The organism is Desulfoferula mesophila (assembly GCF_037076455.1).
Taxonomy (GTDB): domain Bacteria; phylum Desulfobacterota; class Desulfarculia; order Desulfarculales; family Desulfarculaceae; genus Desulfoferula; species Desulfoferula mesophila.
In genome coordinates, this window is the sequence record NZ_AP028679.1 from 1,567,742 (window position 1) to 1,594,691 (window position 26,950).

At 66.8% G+C, this 26,950-nt stretch carries 22 protein-coding genes; 15 read left to right on the forward strand and 7 right to left on the reverse strand.

The window, feature by feature from the left end:
- Position 1 precedes the first annotated feature (1 nt).
- From smpB to AACH32_RS06955, 6 genes are all read left to right on the forward strand, one after another.
- The gene (gene smpB / locus AACH32_RS06930; RefSeq protein WP_338606055.1) at positions 2–457 is read left to right on the forward strand and encodes an SsrA-binding protein SmpB; all 456 of its coding nucleotides are present in this window, start codon (positions 2–4) and stop codon (positions 455–457) included.
- Positions 458–669: 212 nt separating this feature from the next.
- Positions 670–1,716 carry a tRNA 2-thiouridine(34) synthase MnmA gene (mnmA, locus tag AACH32_RS06935; RefSeq protein WP_338606056.1) on the forward strand — a complete coding sequence of 349 codons (1,047 nt, stop codon included), beginning with the start codon at positions 670–672 and terminating at the stop codon, positions 1,714–1,716.
- Entirely contained in the window at positions 1,713–2,165 is a 453-nt protein-coding gene (locus tag AACH32_RS06940) for an RrF2 family transcriptional regulator (protein ID WP_338606057.1), read from the forward strand. The genes mnmA and AACH32_RS06940 overlap by 4 nt, the downstream gene beginning before the upstream one ends.
- A gap of 16 nt (positions 2,166–2,181) precedes the next feature.
- Positions 2,182–3,357, forward strand: a complete 1,176-nt coding sequence (locus AACH32_RS06945) for a homocysteine biosynthesis protein (protein WP_338606058.1) — start codon at positions 2,182–2,184, stop codon at positions 3,355–3,357.
- A 29-nt stretch (positions 3,358–3,386) separates the two neighbouring features.
- Complete coding sequence (locus tag AACH32_RS06950) at positions 3,387–3,794, forward strand: NIL domain-containing protein (RefSeq protein WP_338606059.1); 408 nt, start codon at positions 3,387–3,389, stop codon at positions 3,792–3,794.
- A gap of 48 nt (positions 3,795–3,842) precedes the next feature.
- Positions 3,843–7,211, forward strand: a complete 3,369-nt coding sequence (locus AACH32_RS06955) for a tetratricopeptide repeat protein (protein ID WP_338606060.1) — start codon at positions 3,843–3,845, stop codon at positions 7,209–7,211.
- Here the strand turns inward: AACH32_RS06955 and AACH32_RS06960 are convergent.
- The 5 genes from AACH32_RS06960 to AACH32_RS06980 form a co-directional block, all read right to left on the reverse strand.
- A complete protein-coding gene (locus tag AACH32_RS06960; RefSeq protein ID WP_338606061.1) occupies positions 7,195–10,284 on the reverse strand; it encodes a hypothetical protein in 3,090 nt (1,029 codons plus the stop codon). The genes AACH32_RS06955 and AACH32_RS06960 overlap by 17 nt on opposite strands.
- Positions 10,281–12,710 carry a hypothetical protein gene (locus AACH32_RS06965; protein ID WP_338606062.1) on the reverse strand — a complete coding sequence of 810 codons (2,430 nt, stop codon included), beginning with the start codon at positions 12,708–12,710 and terminating at the stop codon, positions 10,281–10,283. Before AACH32_RS06965 ends, AACH32_RS06960 begins: the two co-directional genes overlap by 4 nt.
- The gene (locus AACH32_RS06970) at positions 12,707–13,171 is read right to left on the reverse strand and encodes a hypothetical protein (RefSeq protein WP_338606063.1); all 465 of its coding nucleotides are present in this window, start codon (positions 13,169–13,171) and stop codon (positions 12,707–12,709) included. Before AACH32_RS06970 ends, AACH32_RS06965 begins: the two co-directional genes overlap by 4 nt.
- Before the next feature lie 213 nt (positions 13,172–13,384).
- Complete coding sequence (locus AACH32_RS06975) at positions 13,385–14,131, reverse strand: DUF4412 domain-containing protein (RefSeq protein ID WP_338606064.1); 747 nt, start codon at positions 14,129–14,131, stop codon at positions 13,385–13,387.
- Between the two features lie 120 nt (positions 14,132–14,251).
- Entirely contained in the window at positions 14,252–15,241 is a 990-nt protein-coding gene (locus AACH32_RS06980) for a lysylphosphatidylglycerol synthase transmembrane domain-containing protein (protein WP_338606065.1), read from the reverse strand.
- A 283-nt stretch (positions 15,242–15,524) separates the two neighbouring features.
- On the opposite strand from AACH32_RS06980, the gene AACH32_RS06985 reads away from it, so the two are divergent.
- From AACH32_RS06985 to AACH32_RS07005, 5 genes are all read left to right on the forward strand, one after another.
- The gene (locus AACH32_RS06985) at positions 15,525–16,031 is read left to right on the forward strand and encodes a DsrE family protein (RefSeq protein ID WP_338606066.1); all 507 of its coding nucleotides are present in this window, start codon (positions 15,525–15,527) and stop codon (positions 16,029–16,031) included.
- 165 nt (positions 16,032–16,196) lie between these two features.
- Positions 16,197–18,062: an asparagine synthase (glutamine-hydrolyzing) gene (asnB, locus tag AACH32_RS06990; protein ID WP_338606067.1), complete on the forward strand. Its 1,866-nt coding sequence runs from the start codon at positions 16,197–16,199 to the stop codon at positions 18,060–18,062.
- A gap of 303 nt (positions 18,063–18,365) precedes the next feature.
- Positions 18,366–19,142 (forward strand): hypothetical protein, encoded by a 777-nt coding sequence (locus tag AACH32_RS06995; protein ID WP_338606068.1) that lies wholly within the window; start codon positions 18,366–18,368, stop codon positions 19,140–19,142.
- Between the two features lie 10 nt (positions 19,143–19,152).
- On the forward strand, positions 19,153–20,232 hold the full coding sequence (locus AACH32_RS07000; protein ID WP_338606069.1) for a lysylphosphatidylglycerol synthase domain-containing protein: 1,080 nt from the start codon (positions 19,153–19,155) through the stop codon (positions 20,230–20,232).
- A complete protein-coding gene (locus AACH32_RS07005; RefSeq protein ID WP_338606070.1) occupies positions 20,216–21,247 on the forward strand; it encodes a TolB family protein in 1,032 nt (343 codons plus the stop codon). Before AACH32_RS07000 ends, AACH32_RS07005 begins: the two co-directional genes overlap by 17 nt.
- A gap of 2 nt (positions 21,248–21,249) precedes the next feature.
- Here AACH32_RS07005 and AACH32_RS07010 read toward each other — a convergent pair whose 3' ends face one another.
- Entirely contained in the window at positions 21,250–22,347 is a 1,098-nt protein-coding gene (locus tag AACH32_RS07010; protein ID WP_338606071.1) for a hypothetical protein, read from the reverse strand.
- Positions 22,340–23,845 carry a hypothetical protein gene (locus tag AACH32_RS07015; protein ID WP_338606072.1) on the reverse strand — a complete coding sequence of 502 codons (1,506 nt, stop codon included), beginning with the start codon at positions 23,843–23,845 and terminating at the stop codon, positions 22,340–22,342. Before AACH32_RS07015 ends, AACH32_RS07010 begins: the two co-directional genes overlap by 8 nt.
- A gap of 177 nt (positions 23,846–24,022) precedes the next feature.
- Here AACH32_RS07015 and AACH32_RS07020 point away from each other — a divergent pair, with 177 nt between their 5' ends.
- From AACH32_RS07020 to AACH32_RS07035, 4 genes are read left to right on the forward strand one after another with little or no spacing between them, the layout of a single operon-like run.
- Entirely contained in the window at positions 24,023–25,012 is a 990-nt protein-coding gene (locus tag AACH32_RS07020) for a hypothetical protein (protein ID WP_338606073.1), read from the forward strand.
- A gap of 11 nt (positions 25,013–25,023) precedes the next feature.
- Positions 25,024–25,623: an SIS domain-containing protein gene (locus tag AACH32_RS07025; RefSeq protein ID WP_338606074.1), complete on the forward strand. Its 600-nt coding sequence runs from the start codon at positions 25,024–25,026 to the stop codon at positions 25,621–25,623.
- Entirely contained in the window at positions 25,605–26,141 is a 537-nt protein-coding gene (locus AACH32_RS07030) for a D-glycero-alpha-D-manno-heptose-1,7-bisphosphate 7-phosphatase (RefSeq protein ID WP_338606075.1), read from the forward strand. The genes AACH32_RS07025 and AACH32_RS07030 overlap by 19 nt, the downstream gene beginning before the upstream one ends.
- A 3-nt stretch (positions 26,142–26,144) precedes the next feature.
- Positions 26,145–26,828 carry a transaldolase family protein gene (locus AACH32_RS07035; protein WP_338606076.1) on the forward strand — a complete coding sequence of 228 codons (684 nt, stop codon included), beginning with the start codon at positions 26,145–26,147 and terminating at the stop codon, positions 26,826–26,828.
- The last annotated feature ends 122 nt before the right edge of the window (positions 26,829–26,950 follow it).

A 26,950-nucleotide genomic window follows, 5' to 3' on the forward strand; every position in this document is an offset into this window, starting at 1 on the left:
CATGGAAAGCGGCAACATCAAGATAGTGGCCCGCAACAAAAAGGCTCGTTTCGATTACGAGCTGAGCGACCGCTTCGAGGCGGGCCTGGTGCTTACGGGCACCGAGGTGAAATCTCTGCGCATGGGCAAGGCCAGCCTGGGCGAGGCCTACGCCAAGATCAGCAACGGGGAGGCCTGGCTGGTGGGCTGCCAGATCCAGCCCTATCCCTTTGCCTATTACGACAATCATGAGCCCACCCGTCAGCGCAAGCTGTTGTTGCACAAGCGGGAGCTTAGCCGCCTGGGGGCAAAGTTGGCCGAACAGGGCTACAGCCTCATCCCCACGGCCCTGTATTTCAAGCGGGGCAAGGCCAAGGTGGAACTGGCCCTGGCCAGGGGCAAGAAAAAGCACGACAAGCGAGCCAGCATTAAAAAACGTGAACAAGAGAGGGAAATGGCCCGCGCCCTGAAGCACTAAATCCTGCCAATGTTTATCTGGGCAAATCTTTAGCATAAGCCAATAACTACGCGATGTTACGAATAAATATTTCGTAGCCCGCCGCTAATGGTATTATTTCATAGGTTTTATCAAGGAATTAGCGTTGACAGGTTTATCCCCCACGGATATATTCTTAATTCTCCCTAAAGACCATGCGCGCTCTATGAATTTGACGACAGGGGGAAAGAAAATTGGCGAAGCTAGCAGTGGCCATGAGCGGAGGCGTGGACTCCTCATTGGCCGCGCTTGTTTTAAAGCAGGCCGGGCACCAGGTGGTGGGGCTCAGCCTGCGCTTGGGCGCCGGGCCTGACCGGGCCTGGAGCGCCGGGGCCGAGGCGGCAAGCCAAATTGGCCTGGAGCATCGGGTAGTTGAGGCTGCCGGTCCCTTTGAGCAGCGGGTCTTGGGCCCGGTGGCGGCGGCCTATGCCGCGGGGTTGACCCCCAATCCCTGCGCCCTGTGCAACGCCCGGGTGAAGCTGCCCCTGCTCTGGGAAACGGCGCGGGAGATGGACTGCGAGGCCCTGGCCACCGGCCACTACGCCCGGCTGGAAACGACTCCGGGAGGGCCGCGCCTGGCCGAGGCCGAGGACCGGGGCAAAAGCCAGGCCTATTTTTTGGCGCAGGTGGAGCCCAAGCTCTTGGCGCGCCTGGTCTTTCCCCTGGGGGAGATGCGCAAGGAGCAGGTCCGCCGCCTGGCCGCCCAGCATGGTCTGGCGGCCGCCCAGAGGCCCGAGAGCCAGGACTGCTGTTTCCTGCCCCCCGGCGGGTGGGACGAGTTCATGGCCCAGCGGGGCGCGATTCGGCCCGGGGTGTTGGAAGACGCCGGAGGCCGGGAGCTGGGGCGGCACCAGGGGCTGCACCGCTTCACCGTGGGCCAGAGGCGGGGGCTGGGACTGGCCATGGGCCAGCCGGTGTACGTGACCGGCCTGGACGGCGAGCGCGCCGCGGTAAGGGTGGGCCCCAGGACGGAACTGGCTACTCTTGGATTGGAAGCCGTGCAACCCCTCTGGCATCGGCCTCCCCGCGAAGATGAAGTTTTAACGGTGCGGTACCGTTATTCCCACCCCGGCGTCGAGTGCCGGGTGGAGCTTAATGGACAGGGCTTGCGAGCCAGTTTCGCCCAGGAACAAGGGGCGGTGGCTCCGGGTCAGTTGGCGGTTTTTTACCGGGCCCGTACAATCGTGGGCTCGGCTTGGATTGACAAAGCCATACAATCAGTAAGGATAGGTACAACATGAAACTTTCCACAAGAGGACGCTACGGAGTACGGGCCATGTTGGAACTGGCCATCAACTCGGGCAAGGGCCCGGTGCCCCTGCGGGATCTGGCCGCGCGCCAGGAAATCTCGGCCAAGTACCTTGAGCAGTTGCTAATCCCCCTCAAGGGCGCGGGCCTGGTAAAGAGCGTGCGCGGCGCGCGCGGCGGCTATCTGCTTTCCAGCGACCCGGAGAGCATCTCCCTGTATGATATCGTCCGCAGCCTGGAAGGGCCCCTGGCCCCGGTGGAGTGCGTGCAGGACGCCAATTATTGCGATCGCGTGGGCGGCTGCACCGTGCACATGGTGTGGGGCGACATGGGACAGTTGCTGGTGGACTTCCTTTCCAACATTTCCCTGGCCGAGATGGTTCGGCGGCAAAAGGAAAAGGATCGGACCTGCCAGGCGGCAGAGGCTGTGGCAGCAGGCTAAACATAAGGAGACAGCGATGAGAAGCCTCGAGGAGATCAACGACAAGATAAAGTCGGGCAAGGTAGTGGTGGTCACGGCCGAAGAGGTCGTGGACATGGTGAAGGAACAGGGGGTCAAGAAGACCGCCCGAATGGTTGACGTGGTTACCACCGGCACCTTTGGGCCCATGTGCTCCTCGGGGATCTACTTCAACATAAAGCAGTCCACGCCCAAGATAAAGTGCGGGGGCGGCAGGGTCACCGTGGACGGGGTTGCCGCCTACGCCGGCTGGGCCGCCGCCGACATCTTGTTGGGTTGCTCGGCCATGACCGACGAAGACCCGCGCAACGCGGTCTACCCCGGCCTGTTCAAGTTCGGCGGGGCCCACGTTATCCAAAAGCTGGTGTCCGGGGAGAAGGTCCGGGTGCAGGTGCGCACCTATGGCACCGACTGCTACCCGCGCAAGGAATACGACGCCGAGTTGGGCCTGGAAGACATGAACAACGCGGTGCTGTTCGACCCCCGCAACGCCTACCAGCTCTACAACGTGGCGGTGAACCTGAGCGAGCGCACCATCTACACCTACATGGGCGTGCTCAAGCCGCGCCTGGGCAACGCCAACTTTGCCACCTGCGGGGCCTTGAGCCCCCTACTCAACGACCCCAAGCTGCGCACCCTGGGCATAGGCACCCGCATCTTCTTGGGCGGGGGCGAGGGGTACGTGGTCTGGCCGGGGACCCAGCACGTGGCCGAGCCGGAGCGCGATGAAAAGGGCCTGCCCCTGACCCCCTCGGCCACCCTGGCGGTGATCGGCGACCTCAAGGGCATGAAAGAGCGTTACCTGCGGGCCGCCTCCATCGCCGGCTACGGATCCTCCCTGTCCGTGGGCCTAGGCATTCCCCTGCCGGTGGTGGACGAGGAAGTCATCGCCTACGCGGCGGTGACCGACCAGGACATCACCTTCCCCGTGGTGGATTATTCCGAGGCCTATCCCCTGGGCCGGCCCGGAGCCCTGGGCAGGGTCTCCATGGCCCAGCTCATGAGCGGGTCGGTCGAGGTGGACGGCAAGAAGTTGCCCACCGGCGGACTGGCCAGCCGGGCCCGGGGCCGCGAGGTGGCCTTGCTGCTCAAGGAGCGCATCGCCCAGGGCACCTTCTTGCTCACCCGGCCCTCGGCCGCCCTCCCCGGGGCCGAGTTGGCCCCAGGCCTGTAGCAACACCACCGCGAGAAAGGAACAGGGCCATGGTCAAGAAAAAACTGGTTCTAAGCTTTCCCCCCCGGCTCACCCAGCAGCCGGTCACGTACGATTTGATCCGCAAGTTCGACCTGCAAGTGAACATCCTGCGGGCTCGGGTGGTTCCCCGGGAAAGGGGCCGCATCGTCATGGAGCTCAAGGGCTCGGCCAAGGACATCAAGGCCGGCCTGGAGTACCTGGAGGAGCAGGGCGTGCAGGTGGACCCCATGGTCCAGGAGATGCGCCATTACAGCGACAAATGCGTGCAGTGCACCGCCTGCACCGCGATGTGCCCCACCGACGCCCTGACCATAGAGCCGGTGAGCCGGGAGATCATATTCGAGCCCTCCCATTGCATCATGTGCGAGTCCTGCATCGCCGCCTGCTCGTATGGGGCCATGGAAAGCCAGTTTTAACAGCGTCCGCCGCTTGACCGGGGCGGCGCCCGCGCCGCACAATGCCCCATGACCTTGGGACGTCACATACCTCCCCGGCGCCTGGTCCTGGCCGCTTTTTTGCTGCTGGGCCTGGGGCTGCGCCTGTGGGGCCTGGATTGGGAATGCCCCGTTCTGGGGGGCAGCGCTCCCGAGCAATGGGGCTGGCGGGTTATCGATGAGCTGAGCTGGTCCTCGCCGGTCTACCCCGGACTCATCACCCAGGCCTTTTTCTCCCTGGCCGCCCTGTTTCAGGGCGCCGTTTCCCTTATCGCCGACGGCCTGGCCCTGTTGACGGGCCAGGTCCGCTTTGTGGGGGAATGGTCCCTGGACGCGCGCCTGGCCGGCCGCCTGTGCGTCGCCCTGCTGGGGGCCGGGCAGATTCCACTTGCCTATCTGCTGGGCCGCCGCTGTTTCGACAGCGTGGCCGCCGGCCTGTTGGCCGCCGCGGTGGTGGCGGTCAGCCCCCTGCTGGTGGCCCAGAGCCATTACCTTTCCCTGGAAACTCCCCTGGGCTTTTTGGGCCTGCTGGCGGCCTTGTTGGCCTGGCGGGCCATGGACGATCCCCGTAAGGGGATCATGGCCTCCTTGGGCCTGGTCCTGGGCCTGGCCGCCGCCACTTCGGCCCTGGGCCTGCTCCTCTGGCCCCTGGGACTGGCCGCCTGCTGGGCCGCCGGGCCCGAAGTAAAACGCCCGGCCTCGCGCCGCCGGGGGCTTTGGTTGCTGTGCCTGGCGGGCGGTTTGCTCGTGGGGCTGGCCTTGGGCGCCCCGGCCCTGTGGTGGCCCCAGGAAAACGGCGCCCCCTGGGGCATGGAAAGCCTGGGGGTGCTGTGGCCGGCCTGGGGCGACTGGGGCTCTTTGATCCAGGAACGGCTGCTGGGCCAAAGCAGGGTGCTGCTGGGTTGGGAGAGCCTGGAGATCGCCGTGCTGTGGCTGGTGGCGGTGTTGGTGCTAATCAAAAAGCGGCAGGGACGCCGCCTGGTGGTGGCCCTGAGCCCGGTGCTGCCCTGCCTTTTGGCCATCTCCTGGCCCGGCACCAGCGGCCAGGGTTGGCTGGCCCTGTGGCTGCCCCTGGCCCTGGTCATCGCGGTGTGGCCCCTGGTGCTTCTCTGTCGCCGCCTGCCCTCCTTTGCCTGGCAGGTGGCCGCGGTGGGGGTGTTGCTCGCCGCCATCGCCCTGGGCGGCGCCTGGCGCTCGTCCGGGGTGAGCTACATGTTCTGGCAGGAAGGCACGGTGGCCGCGGCGCGGTTCTGGCTGGAGAGCAACCTGCCTCCCGGCGCAGCGGTTCTGGCGGGCCCCGGCGCTCCCTTGGATATTTTTCCCGGTGCGCGTTCGTGGCAGCCCGGTCAGGAGACGGACGACGCCTATCTGGTGCTGGAGGCCAACCGGGCCGCCGACGAACAGGGCGGAGACCGCCTGGCCGAGTACCTGGCCACTCGCCAACCCTTGCAGCGCTTCGACCTCAAAGGCGCCTGGTCCCGCGGCCTATGGGGGCTGGGCCCGGTTTCCCTGGAGATGCTCAACCCCACCCTGGCGGTATACGCCCCCGTCTCCCGGGCCCGGGTGCGCGAGCCGCTGGCCCTGGACCGCCCGCCGGTGGGAGCCGGCCGCTCCTATGGGCTGATCTATCAGACCGGCACGCCCTACAGCCGCGATGACGGGGCCATGTTGACTCCGTCGGACGGCAAGGTGGTGCGGGTGTTGCGCCCCCAGGGAGGGCCCCCGCCGGTGGCCCTGCGCCTGCGCAACCTGGGGGGCGAGCTGCTCCAGGCCCACCTGACCCAGGGCCCCTGGCACCACCGCCACCTTACCCTCTACCCCGGCCAGCAAATGGATATGGCCCTGGGGGTGCGGGGTTGGCCGCCCATGGTGACGGGCCTGTATCCGGTCAAGCTGACGCTGGGCAATAAGGGGGTTTTGTGGGCTCGCCTGCTTTCCGACCCCTTGTTGCTGGGCAAACTGGAAATGGAGGCCGGGCGCTGGGGCCAGGCGCAAAAGTGGCTGGAGCTGGCGGCGCAAAAACAGGAAGGCTTCGAGGCCTTGAGTATGCTGGCCGGGGCCCTGGCCCGGCAAAACAAGCTCAAGGAGGCCTCCGCGGCCCTGTACCAGTTGGATTTCATATCCCCCGCCCGCTACCTTTCCTTGGCCAAGGAGGTGAAGGACCGGGCCTGGCGCGAGAGATTGGCCCAACTCACCGGATATGACCTGGATCTGTTGGAGCGGGCCACTTCCTTGGACTACGAGATATTGGGCGCGCTCTACCTGGGCGACGAACGCCCGGTGAGCCTGCAGGGCAGGGGTTTCACCGGCAGCCTGCGCCGCGATCCCTCAAGCGATGGGTTGATGCTCAACCTGTGGCTGAAGGCCCCATGGCCCCAGGGCCAGTGGAAGGTCGTGGTTAAGCTGCGCGGCCAGAACCAGGACGACCCGGAGCGCGTCCTGGGGCGGGCGGAACTGAGGGCCGTGGAGCCCCAGGGCAGCCGTTTGGTGGCCCAAGAGGAGATAACCGCCCAAAGCCTGGAGGAGGGCGGCCTGGAAATGCCCTTCCGCCTGGGCCAAGACGGCAACCGCCTGGAATTGCGCCTGCACCTGGCCCAGGGCGCGGGTCTGAGCCTGCAGGGCCTGCGGGTGGGGGCCGATATTCAGGGCCACATGCGCCGCATCCTGCTTTGGTACTACGACGCCCGGGGCTTGGTGGCCCTGGGGGCGGGGCAGCACCAGGAGGCGGTCAAGGCCTTCCAGTCCCTGTTGAAGCTTTTTCCCACCTATCGGGCCGCCTACCTGCCCCTGGCCCGCTCCCTGCTGGAACTCGGCCAGCTGGAGCAGGCCGCCCAGGTAACCAGTCTGGCCGAGGAGGCCTACCACGCCTTCCCCGATCATTTGGCCAGGGTGGCCGCCCTGTACAAGGACCTGCGCCAACAAGGCGCCCTTGAAAGGGTGGAAACGAGCATGGCCCACCTGCGGCCATCGCTCAAGAGGGTGAGCCGCTTCGAGGACGGCATGAGCCTGTTGGGCTACGACCTGCCCAAAAACAAAGTGAGGCCCGGCGGTAAGCTGGAGGTGAACCTGTACTGGCGGGCCTGGCAGGCCGTGCCGGTGGACTACACCATCTTCGTGCACCTGGAGGGGCCGGGCGGGGTGCTCAACTTCGACCACCGCCTGGACCGGGGCAACCGCCTCATGACCTCCCTGCGGGCCGGTCAGGTGGTGCGCGAGGATCTAAGCCTGAACATACCCCCTGGCGTCAAGCCGGGAACCTATACCCTAACGGTGGGCCTGTGGGATCCGGCGGTGGCCAGCGAAGCCCTGCGGGTGATCGAGGGCGAGGATATGGGACGCCGCCACCTGGAGTTGGCCAAGATCGAGATCGCCGCGCCCGAGGCTAGTCCAAAGAAGTGACGGAAACTCCAGCTACCCGCAGAGTCCCTCCCTGTTCGTAGCGCACCCTCAGGCCCAGCTCGCAGCTCCGCTTAAGCTCGAAGGGCACCGTTATCCAGCGATAGCCCGCGCCCAGGTCGCGGCCGCGCACCCGGGCCAGGCCCAGGAGGCGCCGCCCCAGGTCCGTGGACACCACCAGGCTGGCCATGGGGGCCTGGGGCGGGAGAGCGCCCTCGGCGGCCAAAAGGAAGCGGGCCTCGTAGCGCCCCGGCGGGTAGGTCTGCTGGGGGCCGTGCATCAGGTACAGGGGCGGGGTCCAGCCGGCACGGGCCCGCACCGCCAGGCCGCTGGGGGCCGCGGGGTCGGCCACCAGCTCGCCGGTCTGGCGCCACAGGCGGCTGGCCGGGTAAAAAGGCTGGGGCCTCTCCTGGCCCGCGAAATTGATCAGCACCACGTCCAGGCCCAGATCGCTGTCCCCGTTGAACCAGGTGCGCAGATCCAGGGGGGTGACGCCCTCGATGCTGAAGGGCAGGGCCACGTCGTGCCAGCTCTCGTCCGGCGGCAGCCGCTCGGGGGTCAGCTCAACCGAGGCCAGCACCCGCCCCGTGGCCGCGTCGCGCACCTCCACCCGCCCGGGGACTTTGCCGTCCAGGCCGCGCCGTAGGCGAAAGCGGGCCACGTAGCTTCCCGGCGGGTAGGGCCGCCCCGGCCCCATGCTCAGCCAGCCCGCCTGGTCCACCCCGGCCCGAGCCTGGCGGGCGCTGCCCCCCGGCCGGGGCAGGCGCGGTCCTAGCTTGCCCCCCAGTTCCTGGGGCTCGGCGAACAGCAAGCCCCAGCCCGAGGCGTCCCCCTCCTCGCTCAGGCGCCCGGTGTCGGCGCGCAGCCATTCCGCCTCCCACAGGCTGGTCACCGGCGACACCTGGGTCAGAGCCCGCGCATTGTCCAGGGCTTGTTCCTGGGGCCGCAGCAGCCACACGTTGCCCGCCTGCAGCTCGCTTCTAAAGCGCCCTCCGGCCAGCAGCCGCCGCCGGGCCAGCTCCGGCGGGAAGGGGCAGACCTTGCGTGTGTAGACCTCCTCGTCCTCGTAAAAGGCCACCAGGCCCACCTTGAGCCGCCGAAGGGTGTCCCAGGCCGCCGGAGTCACCAGGCCGAAGTCCAGGGAGTACAGGGGCCAGAAAACTTGCTCCACGTAGGCCCGGGGCACCTGGGGGGAATAGCCGTTGACCATCACCGCCCTGGTCTGGGAGATCAATAGCTCGTACACCGAGGACTGGTGGGAATCCCCCGGCCAGATGGGCAGACCCAGCAGGCGCTCCGGGGCGAGCGGCCCGGTGGGCAGCTTGTCCCGCACCCCTTGGGCCAGGGGGCCGGGCGGGGGCATCAGGCACAGGCCCGGATCGCGGGCGGGCCAAAAGTCCCAGGCCACCCCCAGGCTCACCGCCAGGGCCAACCCTAGGGCCACCAGGCGGCCGCCGCCCCAGGCCCTGGCCAACTCCTTTAGGGTCCAGCCGCCCAGCAGGCCCAAAAACAGCACCGCGAAAATGACCAGGCGTCCCGGCACCCGAGGGTAGTTGAAAAAGGGCAGGTGATCATAGAGCCAGGCGTAGAGCGGCAGTTGGGGCAGGTTGGGCCCCAGGCACAGCAGGGCGGCCAGGCCGCCCAGGCCCGCCCACAGGGCCACCGGGGCGCGGGTGCCTTGCTCCCGGCGGCCCAGGGCCAACAGCAGCAGCCCCGCCCCGGCCAGGATCAGGGTGACCAGGCCCAGATACACCACCTGCTCCGAGTGGGACGGACTGATGCAAAACAGATCGGCCAGTCGGGGCGCGAAGAGCTTGACCTCGCCCAGGCTGCGCCCCTGGCTGGCGATGCTCGCGTCCAGCACCCGAGCCTTTTGCACCATCATGGCCGCCGCGCCCAGGCCCCAGCCCACGCCCAGGGCGATCAGCGGCGGCCAGGTGCCGCTAGGCAGGTCGGGCCGGCGCCGGGCTCGCCACAAGGAGGGCAGGGCCAGCCAGGCCCCCCCGAGCAACAGGGCGGCCAGGAGCAGCTTGCCCAGATGGGGCACGTCCAGCCAGTACTGCACCGCGTACAAGGGGCTTAGCAGCAGAGGGGCCAGCCCATGGGCCAAGACGCGGCGCGTCCCCTCCCGGCCCAGGGTGGTCAGACGAAGGGCCAATTCGGCCGACACCAGCCACAGGCAGAGGGCCAGCACCAGGCCCAGGCCCAGGCTGACGGCCAGGGCCAAGCCGCCCCCCAGGGTCGCCTCGCCCCGCCCGGCGGCCAGGTGCAGGCTAAGGCCCAGGGCCAGGCCCGCCCCGATTACCCACAGGGCCGGGGTCGCCTTGGTGCCTTGTTCCTCGTCTGCCGACTCACCCGGTGCGCCCAGGGTGAGCAGGCGCAGGGGCACGTACAGGCCCAGGAGCAAGGTGGTGTAGAACAGCAGGTGGCCTTCCATGAGGCCCACGGCCAACAGCAACAGGCCGCCCAGGGCCCCCCACCAGGCCGATCTACGCTCCCAGCCCTTTTCCAAACACCACAGGGTGGCGGGCAGCATAAAGGCGATGAAGCCGTAGAGGTGGCCGGACAGGGCTTGGGAAGCCCTAAAAGGCAGCAGGGCGTAGATCAGGGCCACGGGCAGGGCGGCCAGGGCCGAGCCCAGCAGCCGCCGGGCCAGGGCATAGGCGGCCAACCCGGCCAGAAGGTAGGTGACGAGCACCACCGCGTTGTAGGCGCTCAGCGCGCCCAGGGGCTTGAGGGCCAGGTAGAGCAGGCTGAAGGGGAAGTTGGCGTACAGGGCGATGCCCTGGGGATGCAGGAAGGTGTTGAACTCGTAAGGGTTGCTGGGGAAGCTGCTGGGCCCGGTGAGGTTGTCGGTGAACAGCCAGGACCAGTAGTAGAACTGCAAGTGGTCGCCGGGCATCTCGGGCACCAGTTCCCAGCCCGGCGAGGGATGGTACACGTAGGGTATGGCCTGGTTCCAATGGGCCGCCAGGGGCCAGGTGTGGGCCAGGGTGAGCAACAGCATGAGCGCCAGCACGCCCAGCCCGGCGGGCCAGGTTCGGCGCGTTGGTTGTTCCTTAGGCCCTATGCTCATGGCTCCAGCCGGGTGATGTTCATGGTCTGGACCCGCAGGGGGGCCAGGCCGGTGGTGCCCACCCGGAACTCCAGGTTGGTGGCCCAGCGCTTGAGCGCGAACTCCAGGCTCACGGGCCCGCCAAGCTGCTCACCGCTGAACTTGCGGGTCAGCAGGGTGCGCTGGCCCTTGTTTTCGCTCAGGTCGATCCAGCCCGCCTGCTCCGGCCCGGCATAGGGGCTGCGCAGCACGGCCGTGGCCCGGTAGCGCCCCGGCGGCAGGGCCAGGTATTGGCCCCACACGTACAGGCCCGGCTTTATTCCGGCGGGGATGTCCAGGGCCTGGGGGTCGTCCGGGGCGGTATTGACCGGGCCGTGCTGATAGCGGGCCGGGGGCAGGGGCAGCTCCATGAGGGCCTTGGGCCGCACGTCCGGGTCGCCAAGTCGCCAGGTCCTGCCGCCGGGGGGCAGGTCGGATAGGCGGTTCCACAGCACCACCCGCTGGGCCGGGTTGCCGTAGGTGAGCACCCCGGCGCCGATGTGGTCGGCGGCCACCCCGGCCCCGGCCACCATGACCAGGGCCAGCACCATCCCCGCCAGGGAGCGGCCGGGGCCGAAATTCTGGTTGCCCAGGTTCATGGCCACCAGGGCCGCGAAGGCCACCAGCATCCAGATGATGGCCAACTGGGCGTTAACCTGGGGGGCCTGGTCGTTGAAGATGAAAGCGGGCAGCAGGTTGTCGATGAGCGGGAACTGCAGGCCGCTGCCCAACACCACCTTGTGGCCGTACACCGCCGAGGGGTAGTGCATCACCCAGAAGGAGGCGGCCAGGCTGGCCGCGCCCAACACCGCCACGAACAGCAGGAAGCGGGGTGGGCCCCAATGGGCCCCGGCGGCCAGGCCCACGGCCAGGAAAGGCACCGCGGCCACCAGATAGCGCGAGGGCGGGTTGATGCCCCCGAACCAGTCGGCGAACAGCCCGGCCACCACGTAGACAGCCCCGGCCATGGCCAGGCACCAGAAGCCGTCGGACAGTCGCCGCCGCAGCAGCCACAGCAGCCCCGCCGCGCCGGCCAGCCACACGGCCCCGTAGGTGAGCATGCCTTCCCCGGCGTCCACCCAGATGCCGCTGAGGCCCTCCCAGAAGCCGCGCGGGTTCAGGTAGTGGCCCTGGGCGTGGATCTCCTGGCCGGGGAAGGGATGGCCGTAGAGCCACATGAAGTAGGTATACAAGAGCCAGGCCGAACCCAGGCAGGGCAGGGCAAAGGCGATGAGTCCCTTGATGGAGCGCCAGTGGCCCCGGGCCAGGAAGTAGAGGCCCAGCACCACCGAGAGCACCGCGAAGCGCTCGTGGAACCAGGGCAGATAGGCGGCGAGCAGGCCGGCCACGAACAAAAGGCCCCAGCGCCCCGGTTCGGCCGCGCGCAGCAGGCGGAAGGAACTCACCGCGAAGGCGGCGGCGGCGATCTCGGGGAAGGCCAGGTTGGAGTAGATGAGCCCCGGCAGGGCCAGGGCCGCCCCGGCCGCGCCCAACAGGGACGGGCCGTCGCGTTTGGTGAACAGCCGCCCCAGCCAGAACACCTCGGTGACCATCCAGGCGGCCAGCAGCCACAGGCACACGGTGGCGGTCTTGCGCGGCCCCTGGCCCAGGTAGAGCCCCCAGGCGTAGAAGGGGGCCATGAGCGCGGGCAGGCCGGGCCGGTGCTTGGATATCCAGCGGCCGTCGGCGGTCCAGCCGCCGTGCCCGCCGATGACCTTGGCCGGGTCCAGGTAGTAGGAGTTTTCCCGCAGGAATATCTCCTCGGACAGGTCCAGGTCATGGTCCACGGCCAGGGAGTGGGTGTTGAACAGGTATTGGGGCTCGTCGCCGCCCATGAACTTGCCCACTTGGTTGCTCACCTGGGTCAGCCGCGCCCCCACCCCGGCGAACAGCACCAGGGCCAGGATGAACACCACCGGGGAGAGCCAGTAGCGGCGATGGGGGTCCGGCTTGTTCAACAGCTCCGGGGCGGCCAGGCGGGTCTGGATGAGCACCGCTCCGGCCGCGGCCAGGGCGACCAAGGGCCAGGCCTCCCGGGACAGGGCCAGCGGGGCCAGGCTGCCCCCGTACAGGGGCGGCAGAAGCTCGGCCAGGGGCACCAGCACCAAGGCCAGGGAAGGCAGCCAGGCCAGGGCGGCCAAACGGGCGGCCCGGGGCTCCTCCAGCCCCTGGCGGGACAGCCAGCCGTGTTGCCAAGCGGCGGCCAGGGTCTGGGCCAGCCACGCCGCCAGGCCCAGGGTCAGGGGCATCCACCACAGGGGCCAGCGCCAGATTACCGCGCTTTGGCCGCCTTCCTGGGCGGCCATGACCACCGCCCAGCGGCTGGCGGCCAGGAGGCCCCAGGCCAGGCCCGCCAGCCACACCAGGGGCCGGCGCAGGACGCCCAGTTTGAAGCCCAGGAAGCTCATCGTTGGGGCAACCCGTAGCGCTCTCGCCAGGGATCCCACAGGCGGGCGCGGGTCATGTCCTTGAACAGGCGGGGGTTGTCGTCCCGGGCCCGTTGCAGGGCCTGGCGGGCGCGGGCGTCGTCCCCGGCCCGGGCCTCCAGCCAGGCCAGCTCCAGCCAGAAGAACACCGGGTAGCTGCCCCTAAAGGCCTCCATCTCCCGCCACAACTGGTCGCGCTGCTGCCGGGAAAGTTCGCCGCCGGTGGCCACGCTTTGGTGATGGGCCAGGCCCAGGCGGGGCAGCAGGCGATAGTCGGGCCGCCAGCCCATATCCAGGCGGTGCTGGGCGGCCAGGCGCCGCAACTCGCGGCCCTGCCAGGTGGGCCAAAGCAACACCAGGACCGCCAAGATCACCAGAAGGGTGATAAGCCAGTGGGGGTGGCCATGCCGCTGGGGCGTGGGCTGCAGGGAGGGCGGGTGCAAGCTACTTGGGCTCCCCTAAGACCGCCTTGCGGGCCAAAGGCCCCGGCGGATCAGGTGCGGGTTGGGGGGACGGGGTGGGTCGGCCCCGAGGGAGCCTCTTCAATATAAGGCCCCGTTTATTCCTGCCAATTTCTGTAGCACGATTGTTCGCTACTACTCAAGGGGATATTGCGCCGCCAGGGTGGGGAGCGTTGGGCGGGCGGCTGGGCCGCGCTAGTGGAACATCTCCATCAACTTCACCCGTTGATAGCCCTCGGGAACCGCGAACAGGGAGTCGGACAGGGTCTCTTTGTGGGCCAGCACCACCTCGCGCACCAGGGTTTCCCCGTTCAGGTGTTGGACCGTCCTGACCGGGTAGCCCTTGCTCCACAACTCCTGCACCGCCGGGTCGGACTCGTAGGAGTTTTCTCCGCTGGCTTGGGCGAAAACGGACATCATTTTTTGCATCTTCTTGGTGTCCAATTCCTTGGTCAGGTCGATGGCCGGGGCCAGCCATTGCTCCTCCAGAAGTTGGCCGTCCACCCAAATCTCGTATTTGTGCGCTTGCAGGCCGTTGATGACCCTGCTTTGCCCGGTGTTTTTGACCGTCACCTTGGGGGCGGGGGCGTTGGGTGGGCCCATGGCTTCCTGCATGGCCTTCTCCGCCTGGGCCCGCTGTTCGGGGGGCATCTCTTTCAACTGGTCCTGCATCATGCGCATGGCCTGGTCGCGCATCTTGAGCATGTCGGAAACCGGGCCGGTCCAATAGGTCTTGGCCTCGGTGTTCACCAGGATTAGGTGGCCCTTGACCAGGTCCATGATGGTGATGGATTCACCGCTTTCGTCGCGCACCTGGTTGTTCTGATAATACAGACTACTGAGTTCGCCCTCGGACTTTTCCAGAATAAGCCATCCCGCCGCGGCCGGAGCGGCCCAGGCCAGGATCAAGATGGCGGTCCAAAGGGCTCTGACGTAGTTCATCGTGGAGACACTCCGCAAAAACTGGAAAAAAGGATTGACCAAAGTATAGCAGCCATAGCGCCGGGTGTAAGCAGGGAGCGGGGTGCGCAAGGGGGATTTGGCTCCTGGCCCGGGCGGGCCTCAGCGCGATGGGGAAGGCGGTTGCGGCGGTTTGGCGGAGCGGCTTATGCCGCCCCTCAGGTACATGGGGATAGCGGGCAGGGCGCTGACCATGGAGGCCAGGTTTAGCAAAAAGCCGATCAGGAAAGCCGAGGTGGCCCCGACGCCCACCAGGCGGAAAAAGGCCACGTAAAGGCCCTCCAACACCCCGAAGCTGGAAAAGCTCACCGGCAGGCGGGCCAGGAAGAACACCACCGGGGTCACCGCCGCCGACTCCAGCAGGGTGAGGTCCAAATGCAGGGCCCGGGCGATGAGCCAGTTGAAGATTACCGGCGCGCCTTGTTCGATGAACGACAGGAACAGGAACCACAGCAGCACCCCCCGCTGGCGGCGGTATTGGTGGTAGGCCTTGACGAAATCCAAAACCCAGGCCAGCAGGCGGCTGCGCTCGCGCCAGCGGCGCTCGGCCTGGCCGTGCAGGCGCTCGGCCCAGGCGGAAAAGCTAAGAACCACCGCCAGGGTGGCCACGGCCAGCAGGCCGAAGGACAGGTAGAAAAAGCCGGCGGGCAGCTCGGTGCTGATGCCCGCCAAGAGCACCAGGCCCACCACGGCGGCCAGGGCGGCGGCCACGAAACCCAGGGCCCGCTCCAGGAAGATGCTGGCCGCCACCGCCTGGCTGGGGCGCTCCGGCCGGGCGAACAGGCCCACCCGCACCGCGTCGGCCCCCAGGGTGCTGGGCAAGAAGCAACCCGCGAAGGTGGCCAGGTAATAGGCCTTGAGCGCCTCGCCGTGCCCCGCCTGGTAGCCCTGGCTCACCAACAGCAGCCGCCACTTGTAGCTCATCAGGCAGCGGTCCAGGGTCATGGCCACCAGCAGCAAGAGCAGGTATTCCCAGCTGGCCCCGGCCACCGCCCGCCAGGCCTGGCCCAGGTCCACGAAAAACAGCAGCAACACCAGCAACAGGCCGGCGCTGATGCCCAGGCGCAACCAGGTTTTGGCGGACTTTTTCAAACGGGGCGGCCTCCAGGGAAATCTCCTGAGCCACGTTATCACCCGACCCCCTGGGCGTCAACGCGGGCCGGGACCGCCTTGTTTCGCCTCCGGCCAGTAGTTAATCTGATTGTAGGGATAGGAATTGCAGTCGCCGTCTGGGCCTCGCGCCCGGCGGCGGGCCGATACCCCAAGATGATGGCCCCCAGGTGGAGAACCCGGCCGCGCGGCCGGCTTGCCCCGAGGCAGGGCGCCCAGCCCGAAGCGCCGCGCCCAACCTTTTCTCACAACCTAAGGAGATGTCATGCCCAAAAGGAAACATTTCGCGGTGGTAGTGCTTATGGCTTTTGCCCTGGCCATGGCCGGCCTGGCCCAGGCGGCCCCGGTCCAGGGATACCCGGCCCTGCAGGGCGTCAAATCCATGAACGCGGTGATCGACGTGCGGGGCAAAAGCCCGGGGGCGATGCTGGGGGCCCTGAAGCTGGTGCACGCCATGTACAAGGACAAGGCGGTCACCCAGACCGATCCCGGCCGCCACTTTGTGGTGATTTTCATCGGCCCCGCGGTTAAGTTGGTGTCCACCGCCCGCCAGGGATTTTCCCCGGCCGAGGCCAAGGTGCTGGACCAGTTGGCCCAGGAGGTGAAAGCCATGGCCGCCGACGGCATCAAGCTGGAGTTGTGCGTGTTCGCGGCCAAGGTGTTCAACGTGAAGTTGCCCACCATCCTGCCGGAGATAACCCAGGTGCCCAACGGCTGGATTTCCCTGATCGCCTACCAGCAAAAGGGCTTTGCCCTGGTGCCCATCTACTAGATAGCTTGCCCGCCCCCTGTCCAGACCCGCACACCGGGTCTGGACAGGGGTGACAAGTCCGCGTTCGGCTCCCGTCATGGCTGTTGCACAAACCGCCAGGTTTCATTAGGCTTAGCCAAATCTCACGCCGGGGAGAGCAACCTTCGGCGGACAGCGAGGGCGGTTATGTGCGGCATCAACGGATTCAGCTGGGAAGACCAAGGCCTTATCCAGGCCATGAACGAGCGCTTGGTACACCGGGGGCCCGACGCCCATGGCGACTACGTGGGCGGTGGGGCCAGCCTGGGGCACACCCGCCTGTCCATCATCGACCTCTCCGAGCGGGGTCGCCAACCCATGGTCAACGAGCACGGCGACGTGCGCATCGTGGTCAACGGCGAGATCTACAACTACCTGGACCTGCGCAAGGAGCTGGTGGCCGCGGGGCACGTGTTCCGCTCCGACAGCGACTCCGAGGTGGTGCTGCACGGTTATGAGCAGTGGGGACCGGGGGTCATCGAGCGCATCACCGGCATGTTCTGCTTCGCGGTGTTGGACGAGAAACGCCGCCGCATAATGCTGGGCCGCGACCGTCTGGGCATCAAGCCTCTCTACTATCACCACGCCGGGGGCAAGCTGATCTTCAGCAACGAGATCAAAGGCCTGCTGTGCTGGGAGGGCCTGCAGCGCCGGGTGGACCTGCCGGGGCTCTACCAATATCTGGGCTACGAGTACGTGCCCGCCCCACGCACCCTGTTCGACGGCGTGAAAAAGCTGCGCCAGGGCCATTACGCCATCTTCGAGATGGACAGCGGCCAGTTCAGCGAGACCCAGTACTGGGACGTGCGCTTCGCCCCCCGCTTCTCCCGCCCCGAGGAGGCGGTGGAGGAGCTTCAGGCCCTGCTCAAGCTGGCCGTCAAGCGCCGCCTGATGAGCGACGTGCCCCTGGGGGTGTTCCTCTCCGGCGGCCTGGACTCCACCACCGTGGTGGCCCTGATGCGCGAGCTGGGGGTGGAGCACATCCGCAGCTTTTCCATCGCCTATCCCGACCCCAGCTTCAGCGAGCTGGAGTATGCCAACGACATGGCCCAACACTACGGCACCGACCAGACGGTGCTGATGATCGAGGGCCTGACCATGGAGGACCTGGAGAGCGCGGTCTATCATTTGGACGAGCCCATGACCGACCTCTCGGCCATCCCGTTGATGCTCATCTGCCGCAAGGCCAAGGAGACGGTCACCGTGGTGCTCTCCGGCGAGGGCGGCGACGAGATCTTCGCGGGCTACGACCGCTTCAAGGCCTCCAAGGCGGCGGGCTACCTGAACCGCCTGCCCGGCTGCGCCCCCCTGCTCCACCGCCTGGCCTCCCTGCTGCCCGACCAGCCCCAGAAGAAGGGGGCGGTCAACGTGGCCAAGCGCTTTTTGGAGGGCTGCGTGCTGCCCCGCGAAGGCGAGCATCTGCGCTGGCAGTATTTCCTGCCCCCCGCCCTGGCCGGGGAACTGTTCAACCGCGAGGCCGCGGCGGCGCTCAACATCGACGACCCCTTCGCGCCCATCCGGGCGGTGCTGGCCTCCTGCAACTCCTCCGACCGCCTGGACCGCGAGGTGTACCTTGACCTCAAGCTGGCCATGGCCGACAGCGTTTTGATGAAGGTGGACAAGATGTCCATGTCCACCTCCCTGGAGGTGCGGGTACCCTTCCTGGACCACGAGGTGGTGGAGTTTACCGCCAGCCTGCCCTCCTGGTTCAAGCTCAAGGGCTTCACCACCAAGTACATCCTGCGTCAGGCCATCCGGGGCCTGGTGCCCGACCGGGTGGCCTTCCGGGGCAAGCAGGGCTATTCCCTACCGGTGAAGAACCTCTTGCGCGACCAACTCAGGCCGGTGATGCAAGAACTGCTCACCACCAGCCCCCTGGTGCGCGAGTTCCTCAATCCGGCCACGGTGAACACCCTCATGGCCCAGCACCTGGCCGGCACCCACAACCACAACCACGTGCTGTGGGCCCTGATGAACGCGGCCCTGTGGCATCGCCGCTTCTTCGAGAACTAAGGCCCCGGCTGCGCCAGTCACCGCCATACTGCGTCGCCGGTGGCGCTCGGGCCTCGACGTAGACATCAGGCTACGCCTACGGCCCTCGCTTACCGGTCGCCTTGTCTGCCGGCGGCTGGCTGTGCCGGTGCCGTGCACCAATCACACACCCATTAAAGATGGCGGTTTATTCATAAGGGCCGCATAATTACCAAATAGCTACTTGTTTAAGCCCAACCCGCTTGAAGCACCTGGGCTGGACAGCTTCCATGACCCCATGATAATTTTCTTTATAGCTAACCATTTGCCACCCAAGAGGATTTAATGGCCAATCCCTCCCAGGACCAGCCGGCCAATCTCAAGACTCATCAGATGGCCACCGGCGGGGGTAGCGCCCTCAGGCGCTACCAGGACCTGATCGTGGGGTCGCGCTCCTGGGGGCGTCTGATCTACTTTGAGCTGTGCATGCTCTTCGCCAACTGCCGGGGGGCCCTGGGCCTGTTTCTGCGCAAGCTGTTGTGGCCTCGCCTGTTCGGCTCCTGCGGCGGAGGGGTTATGTTCGCCGCCGGGGTGGTGCTGCGCCATCCGGGGCGCATCCACCTGGGCCAGCGGGTGGTGGTCAGCGAGGGCTGCATCCTGGACGGCCGCTGCCCGGACACCGAGCGGGCCGTGGTGGTGGGCGACGACGTGAACCTGGCCAACGAGGTGATGCTCTCGGCCAAGCAGGGCTACATCGAGATCGGTCCCCGTTGCGGCCTGGGGGCCCGGGTCATCGTGCATTCGGTGGCCCACAACCCGGTGGTGATCGGCCCGGACGTGGTCATCGGCCCCCTGTGCTACCTGGCCGGGGGCGGCAACTACCACACCGACCGCCTGGACGTGCCTATCGGCCAACAAGGCATCAAGGACATGGGCGGCATCAAGGTGGAGGAGGGCGCCTGGTTGGGGGCCGGGGTCTACGTGCTGGACGGGGTCAGCGTGGGCTCCGGGGCCATTGCCGCCGCCGGGGCGGTGGTGGCCGCCGATGTGCCCGCCCTGGCCGTGGTGGGTGGGCTGCCCGCCAAGCTCATCAAGATGCGCGCCAAGGAAGACTCCACCTAGCCTGGAATTTATGCTAGAAACCCCCGCCAACCCCCAGCCCCGCTCCCGCCGCCGCCGGGCCGGCGCCTGGCTGACCATGCTCCTGGCCGGGGCGATCACCGCCGGGCTCTTGTATTACCTGGCCCAAACCACCACCCTGGACGACTGGGTGGGCCTGTTTAGGGGCCTGCCCCTGGTGTTCCTGCTGGCCTATATGGCCTGCTTCTTGGGCTCCATGCTGCTCAAGGCGCTGCGCTACCGCCTGCTGTTGGCGGCCTCCAGCCAAGCCGCCCCCCCCCGCTTCGCGGGCCTGGTGGCGGTCACCTTTGTGAGCAATTTGTTCGTGGACCTGCTGCCCGCCCGCTCCGGCAGTCTGGCCTACATCGTGTTCCTCAACCGCAAGCTGGCCGTGGACCTGCCCGCCTGTTTCAGCTCCTTCGCCTTTTCCTTCATCTTCGACCTCATCGGCATGCTGCCCCTGTTCTTCCTGGCCATCGTGCTGCACGGCCTGGCCGCCGGGGATTCGGCCCCCCTGCTGTGGGCCTTGCTGGGGGCGCTGGCCATCATCGCCCTGGCCGCCCTGTACCTGTTGGAAAAGGTGCTGGCTCTGATGGCTCGCCTGGTGGCCTGGCTGGCCCCGCGTCTTCCGGGGAAGCTGCAAGCCTGGGCCGGGCGGGCGGCCGAAGAACTGGCGGCCATGGCCAAGGACGTGGCCACGGTGAAGAGCCGGGGGGTGTACGGCCGGGTGCTGGTGGTGTCGGTGGCCATCCGGGCCCTCAAGTATCTGGGCCTGTACCTCTTGGTCAGCGGCCTGGCCGCCCAGTGGCCGGAGCAGGCGGCTCACCTCTCCTTCCCCCTGGTGCTGTTCGCCCTGCTGGCCGCCGAGGCCACGGCCAGCCTGCCGGTGAGCGGCATCGCGGGCTTCGGGGCCTACGAGGGGGTGATGATGGCCACCCTCCGGGGGGCGGGCCTGGCCTCCACCCAGGCGGCCCTGATACCCTTTGGCCTGCACCTGATCACCCAGACCATCGACTACACCCTGGGGGCGCTGGCCCTGGTGGCCCTCGGCCTCATCAAGCCGCGAGAGAACGCAAATGAAGAGCCCCTTTAAGAAGCAGCCGCCCAAAAACTGGATCATCCTGGGGGTGCTGGCTTTGATGCTGATAGTCACCGCGGTGCACTTCGGCCCCCGCTACCTCTACTCCCACTTCGGCGATCTGGTGCTGGGCCAGGTGGTGGGCGGGCTGAGCCAGGAGCAGAAGCAGGCGGTGCGCGCGGGCACCAAGGGGCTCAAGGCCAAGGTGGTGTGGTCTTCCAGCCGCAGCGGCAACCACGAGCTGTACATGCTCACCCTGCCGGATATGGAGTTCTATCGCCTGACCCACAACGACCGGGTGGAGTATTACAACCGCTTTTCGCCCGACGGCCAGCGCCTGGTTTTCGCCCGCAGCCAGCGCCTGTGGGTCAGCGAGCGCGACGAGTTGCCCTGGGACGTCTGGGTCATGGACCTCACCACCAGAGACCAGACCGAGGTGGCCAAGAACGGCAACTACCCCCAATGGGTGGGCAACGACCAGGTCAGCTTCATGCGCGGCGGCCAGGTGGTGCTCAAGGACCTGAACAGCGGCCAGGAGAAGGTGCTCTACGACGCCGGCCAGCCGCCGGTAAAGGGAGTGCCCCAGACCCCGGAGCTGTCGCCGGACCGGCGCCTGCTGGCCTTCACCGCCCGGGGAGCCCTGCGGGGCACCGTGGTCTACGACCTGGCCGCGAACAAGCTGCGCCAGATGGGGGATGGCTGCGAGATTACCTGGTACCCCGACAGCCGCCGGGTGCTGTGGGTGGAAAACGGGGGCAACGGCGGCACCCATATTTTGCACTCGGCCCTGGAACCCCTGAAGCCCCGGGTGCTCATGGACCTGCCCGGCAAGTACAGCCACGAGTACTTCCCCCGCCTATCGCCGGACGGCAAATGGCTGGTGTGGGGGGCGGCGGCCAAGGGCCATGAGCACGACATCGCCGACTACGAGATATTCCTGTGGCAAGTTGGCACGCCCTGGGAGAGCGCCCTGCGCCTGACCCAGAACCAGGCCAACGACCGTTGGCCGGACATATACATCGAAAAATAGGCCTACTGGGGCGGGAACAGCTCCCAATCGATGTGCAGCGAGCGCAGCATGGTCTTGAGCGCCGGGCCCAGCAGGGCCCAATCCTCGGCCCCCACCTGGCCCCACAGGTGGCCCCGAGCCCACAGATGGCCCCCATCGGGCAACCTGCGGTGCACCACGGCCATGAGCTCGTAGCTGCCCTCCGCCCGCTTCTGGTAGACGCTGAGCCGGCGGCGGTCCACCACCGACTGGCCCAGCAATTGATAGCCCTCCAGGGGAGGCAGGGCCTCCTGGTGCAGCTCCAGGCTCATTTCGCGGCCTTCGTCCGCCTTGCCCTGCCAGACGTAGCCGCCGGGCAGGCTCCGGCCTTCCCAGGACCAGGGCAAGGAAACGTACATGCCCCGCCATTCGGCCAGACGCCACTGGGAGCCCAGCACGAAAAAGAAGGGCTCGATGCGCAGCGAGGCCAGAATCGCCTCCAAGGTAGGCTGGTTTTGCGCCCACAGCTTGCTGTCGCTGTCGGCCACGGCCCAGAGGCGGCCCCCGCCGGGCAGGGGCTGCTTGAGGATCAGGATGGACCGCCGCCGGGCGTCGCGGGTGCCTTCCAGCTCGGTCTGCTCAAAGACCAGGGCGGGCCGTCCGACCAGCGAGGCCTGGCCCAAGGCCTCGGTGCGCACCCGGTCGGCCAGGCCCGGCTCGGGCAGTTGGTCATAGCCGAACAGGGAAAACTCCATCTTGGTGTACAGGGGCGCGGTCTTGCGGGCCCACCAGCCGTAGAAATGCCTCAGCCCCACGTAGAAAAAGCCGTACCAGTTCTTGGGCACCGCCAGGCTCACCCCCCGGTCCTCCTGGATGCGCCACTGGGGGCCGGGCAGGGGGGCGAAGTCCCCGGCCAGGGGATCGCCCTGGGCCCAGGCCGCCGGAGCGGCGGCCAGCAGGGCCAGGCACAGGATCAAGGCGGCGAGACGTCGGACCATGGTCATGATTTTCCCCGCTTCCCGGCTCATGGCGTGGCTTTGGGTTCGGCGGCGTTTTTCCGCCTCACCATGGCTGAGCCCGGCGAGTTCCAGGGTGACGCAACGGTTGGCGACATCAATGGCGTAAAAGTAAACCTCAGGCATGGGCCGGCTCCTTGGCCTCGCGCCGCCTAGTCCAACGCCGGGCCAGGCGGTGGGCGCACAGGCCCAGGCAGACGGCCAAAATGGGAACCAAGGGTGAGTTGAAACGCGCATAGTTGGCGGTTATCAGGCTGTGAAAGCCGTACATGTAAATGGAGGGCAGCACAAAGGCCAACAGGGGCCAATCGCGCCGGCGCAGGGAAGACACCGCCAGATAAAAAAGGCAAACGAAGCCGGGCAGGGCCACCCACCAGGTGTCCGCGAACAGGCCCCGCCAGGCCAGGGGAATGGAGGCCAGCAGATGGCCCCAGGGGTTGGCCAATATCTTGCGAATGGCCGCCTTTTGGCTGTAGGTGTCACCCACGGTGTAGTGGCCCAACCAATTGATGTTGCGGGTCCAGTTGTGCTGACCCCTCATCTCAAAGGAGTCGCCCCGGTTCCACTCCCGCAGGTGGTTGAAATCATCCATGGTCAGGAACCTGCCCAGGGTGGCCTGGTAAAGATCGGCACCCCACAGCTTTTGGTGCTTTGGCGGGTCCCAACGCTGGTTGCCCGGGGTGGCCGACTCCTGGACCAGAGGGTTCAGGTAGACCCAGGGGGTGTAGTAGATGAAGGCGGCCAGATACTCCTTGGGGGTCATGACCGCGTAGTTGGAGCGAATTTCCAACACCAGGCCGCTACGGTAGGTCAGCATCCAGCGGCCATAGTGGTAGTGGTTGCGGGCCATCCAGGCCCCCACCGGGACCGCGAAGGCCAGAGTGAAGACGGCCATGCCCGCCAGCAACCTGCCCCTGGGAAGGCGGCTGCGCCAAGCCAGCAAGGCGAAGTAGATCATCAGCGGCAGCCAGCAGTACATCAGCGCCGCCCGGGTGAGGGCCCCCAGGCCCAACAACAGCCCGGCCAGGGCAAAGGCACAAAGGCTGGGCCGCTTGAGGGCCCGGTAGAGGGCCAGAGACAGGAACAGGATGATCAGGGCCGCGCCCGCCTCGCTGTAAAACCGGTTGATGAAATAGATCAGGGCCGGACTGTAGGCCACCACCGCGAAGCTGAGATAGCCCGGCCAGGGCGATCCGGTGGTCCGCCACACGAAAACCCCGGCCAGGATGGCCGCCAGGAGCAGCCAGCCCAGTTGCCACTTTTTGAGCGGCAGCAGGTCGTCGCTCAGGAAGCTGGGCAAGGGCAGGTCCAGGCCGGGCACCACCGCCACCCCCAGGGCCAAAAAGGCGGGGTAGCCCGGTGAGCGCCAGGCGTCCAGCCAGGGATGGGGGGTCAGGGTGCGTTGGGTGCTGATGATGCCGTGGTGCACCAGATTGTAGGCCATGCACAAATAGTGGTTGCCGTCGTGGTCTATGGCGTGCTGGGGCAGGTTGCGCGAGGCGTGAAACACGAAGCCGCCCAAAAGGAGCAGGATGATCGCCACATGGCCCGCGAAGCGCAAGTTGGCCTTGGTCAAGTAGGGCGGGGCCGGCATGGCCGGCAGGCTCTCGAGAAGTCTCGGCATCAGGCTCCAGGGGGCTTGGGGCTTAACTGGCTGGCCCAAATATACGCAACATCACCCAGGGGGGCAACTCAACCCGCCGCCCTGATTGCCAAACGGCGCGCGACCTGCTAATAAGTGAGCAGCATCGCGGCCGGGCGGCAACGTCCGCTGTCGCCTAACCTTTGCCGGGAATACCGCATGATTATCTCCAAGGCGCCGGTGCGCATATCCCTGGGAGGCGGGGGCACCGATCTGGCTTCCTACTACTCCAAGTTCGGCGGCTTCCTCATCGCCGGGGGTATCGACAAATATATCTTCATCTGCATCAACCAGCGCTTCGAACGCTCCATAAAGCTGTCCTATTCCAAGACCGAAGTGGTCGAGAACGTGGACCAGGTGCAGCACAAGATATTCCGCGAGGCCCTGCGCCTGGCCGGGGTGGAAAACCAGGTGGAGCTTTCCTCCATCGCCGACGTGCCGGCCAACTGCGGCCTGGGCTCCTCCTCCAGCTTCACCGTGGCCCTGCTCACAGCTCTGCGCTCCTACACCAGGGATTTCGCCTCCTTGCGCGAGCTGGCCGAGGAGGCATGCCGCATCGAGATCGACATCCTGGGCGCGCCCATCGGCAAGCAGGACCAGTACATGGCTGCCTTCGGCGGGGTGACCGCCCTGACTTTTGACACCGACGGCACGGTGCACGTGGAACCGCTCAGGATGAGCGGCGGCAAGCTGGTGGAGCTGGAGTACAACATCGGTTTGTTCTATACCGGCATCGAGCGCAGCGCCTCGGACATCCTCTCTTCGCAGAACCAGAAGACCTTGGAAGACGACCAGGGGGTGATCGAGCGCCTGCACGGCATAAAGCAGATCGGCCTGGAGACCCGCCGCTTGTTCGAAAAGGGCGACCTCGACTCCTTTGGCGAGCTCTTGCATCAGCATTGGAAGACCAAGAAGAAGCTCAGCACGGCCATCAGCAATCCCTTTATCGACGAGGCCTACGAGGAGGCGCTACGGGCCGGGGCCCTGGGCGGCAAGATCATGGGCGCGGGCGGCGGCGGCTTTTTCATGTTCTATTGCCCCGGCACCAAGGCCAAGGTCATCCAGCGCCTGAGCGCCATGGGTCTCAGGTACTTCCCCTTCCGTTTCGATTTCGAGGGGGCCAAGATCGTGGCCAACCTGCGCAAATAAGGAGCCTGTCCGTGAGCCAGTACGCCAAGCAATATCTGGAGGAAGCCCAGCGCATCGCCGCCTCCCTGGACCCGGCGGCCATCGAGAAGATGGTGCGGGTGATCGAGACCATAAGGGAGCAAAACGGCCGCCTGTTCTTCGTGGGCGTGGGCGGCGGGGCGGGCAACGCCAACCACGCGGTCAACGACTTCCGCAAGATCGCGGGCCTGGAGTGCTACACCCCCACCGACAACGTGAGCGAGCTGACCGCCCTGATCAACGACGAGGGTTGGGACGGCGTGTTCGCCCGTTGGCTGAGGACCAGCCGCCTGGGAGCCAAGGACGGGGTGTTCGTGTTCAGCGTGGGCGGCGGCAACCTGGAAAAGGGCATTAGCGTAAACATCGTGGAGGCCCTCAAGCTGGCCCGGGAGGTGGGGGCCAAGGTGCTGGGCGTGGTGGGGCGCGACGGCGGCTACACCGCCCAGGTGGGCGACGCGGTCATCGTGATCCCCACCGTGAACGAGGCCACCATAACCCCCCACACCGAGGCCTTCCAGGCGGTGGTTTGGCACCTGCTGGTATCGCATCCCGACATCCTGCGCAACGAGATGAAGTGGGAGTCGGTAAAATAAAACGGGCGGTTTTCCTGGACCGCGACGGGGTGCTCAACCCGGTGGTGATGCGCGGCGGATCACCCGCCTCGCCCCGTGGCCTGAATGAGTTCGCTCTGGTGCCAGGCGCGGGGGAGCAGGTGGCCCGCCTGAAGGCGGCGGGCTATATGGTCATCGTGGTGACCAACCAGCCCGATGTGGCCCGGGGGCTGCTGGAGCATGATGAGTTGGAGGCCATGCACCAAAAGCTGGCCCAGGGAGCGGGGCCGGACGAGATACGCTTCTGCCCCCACGACGACCATCACCAGTGCGCCTGCCGCAAGCCCAAGCCCGGCATGCTCACCCAGGCGGCGGCGGAGCACGGCCTGGACCTGGCGGCCTCGTGGCTGGTGGGCGACGGGTACAAGGACATGGAGGCCGCCCGCGCCGCCGGGGTGCGGGGCGTGCTGATAGCCACCGATTACAATGCCCAGGTGGAGGCCCGCCTACGGGTGGCCGGCCTGGCCCAAGCAGTTGATTTAATTTTGGAGCAAGGATAGGCAATGGCCATTTTCCTGGACAGCGGCAAAATCGAGCAGGTGGAGAAATTCTTGCGCTGGGGGGTGATCCGCGGGGTCACCACCAATCCCACCATCCTGCTCAAGGACGGGGTGACCGGCGGCGCGGCGGGCATGAAAAAGCGGGCCCAGGAGATCGCGGCCATGATCGCGCCCTTGCCCCTGTCGCTGGAGGTGACCAGCAACGACCCCGCCCAGATGATCGAGCAGGGCCGGGAGTTCGCCTCCCTGGCCGACAACATCAACGTGAAGATCACCATCCACGGCCCCGAGGGCGAGACCGAAAACATCGAGGTGATCCACGCCCTGGAGACCAAATACGACGTGCGGGTCAACGCCACGGCCATGATGAGCGCCCAGCAGTGCCTCTTGGCCGCCCTGGCCGGGGCCTCCTATGTCTCCCTGTTCGGCGGCCGGGTGAACAACATGGGCTACGACGCGGTGGACGAGATTAGCCGCTTGCGCGAGCTCTTGGAGTTGCAGGGGCTGGACAGCCAGATCATCATCGGCTCGGTGCGCGAGATCAACAACGTGATCACCTGGCTGCACGCCGGGGCCCACATCGTCACCGTGACCCCGGACATCTTGGCGGGCATGCTGGTGCATCCTTACAGCAAGGAGACCGTGAGGATGTTTCTCGATGATGCCAAAAAATGTGAAATGTGCTGAGGCTGGGGCCGCCTGAACGCGCCTGACGTCGTTGCCGGCATCGCTCGTTCCTCGACGTAGGTTCACTACGTCTCCGGAACTCGCTCGCCGGGCGCCTAGTCAGACACGCCCAGCCAGCCCCA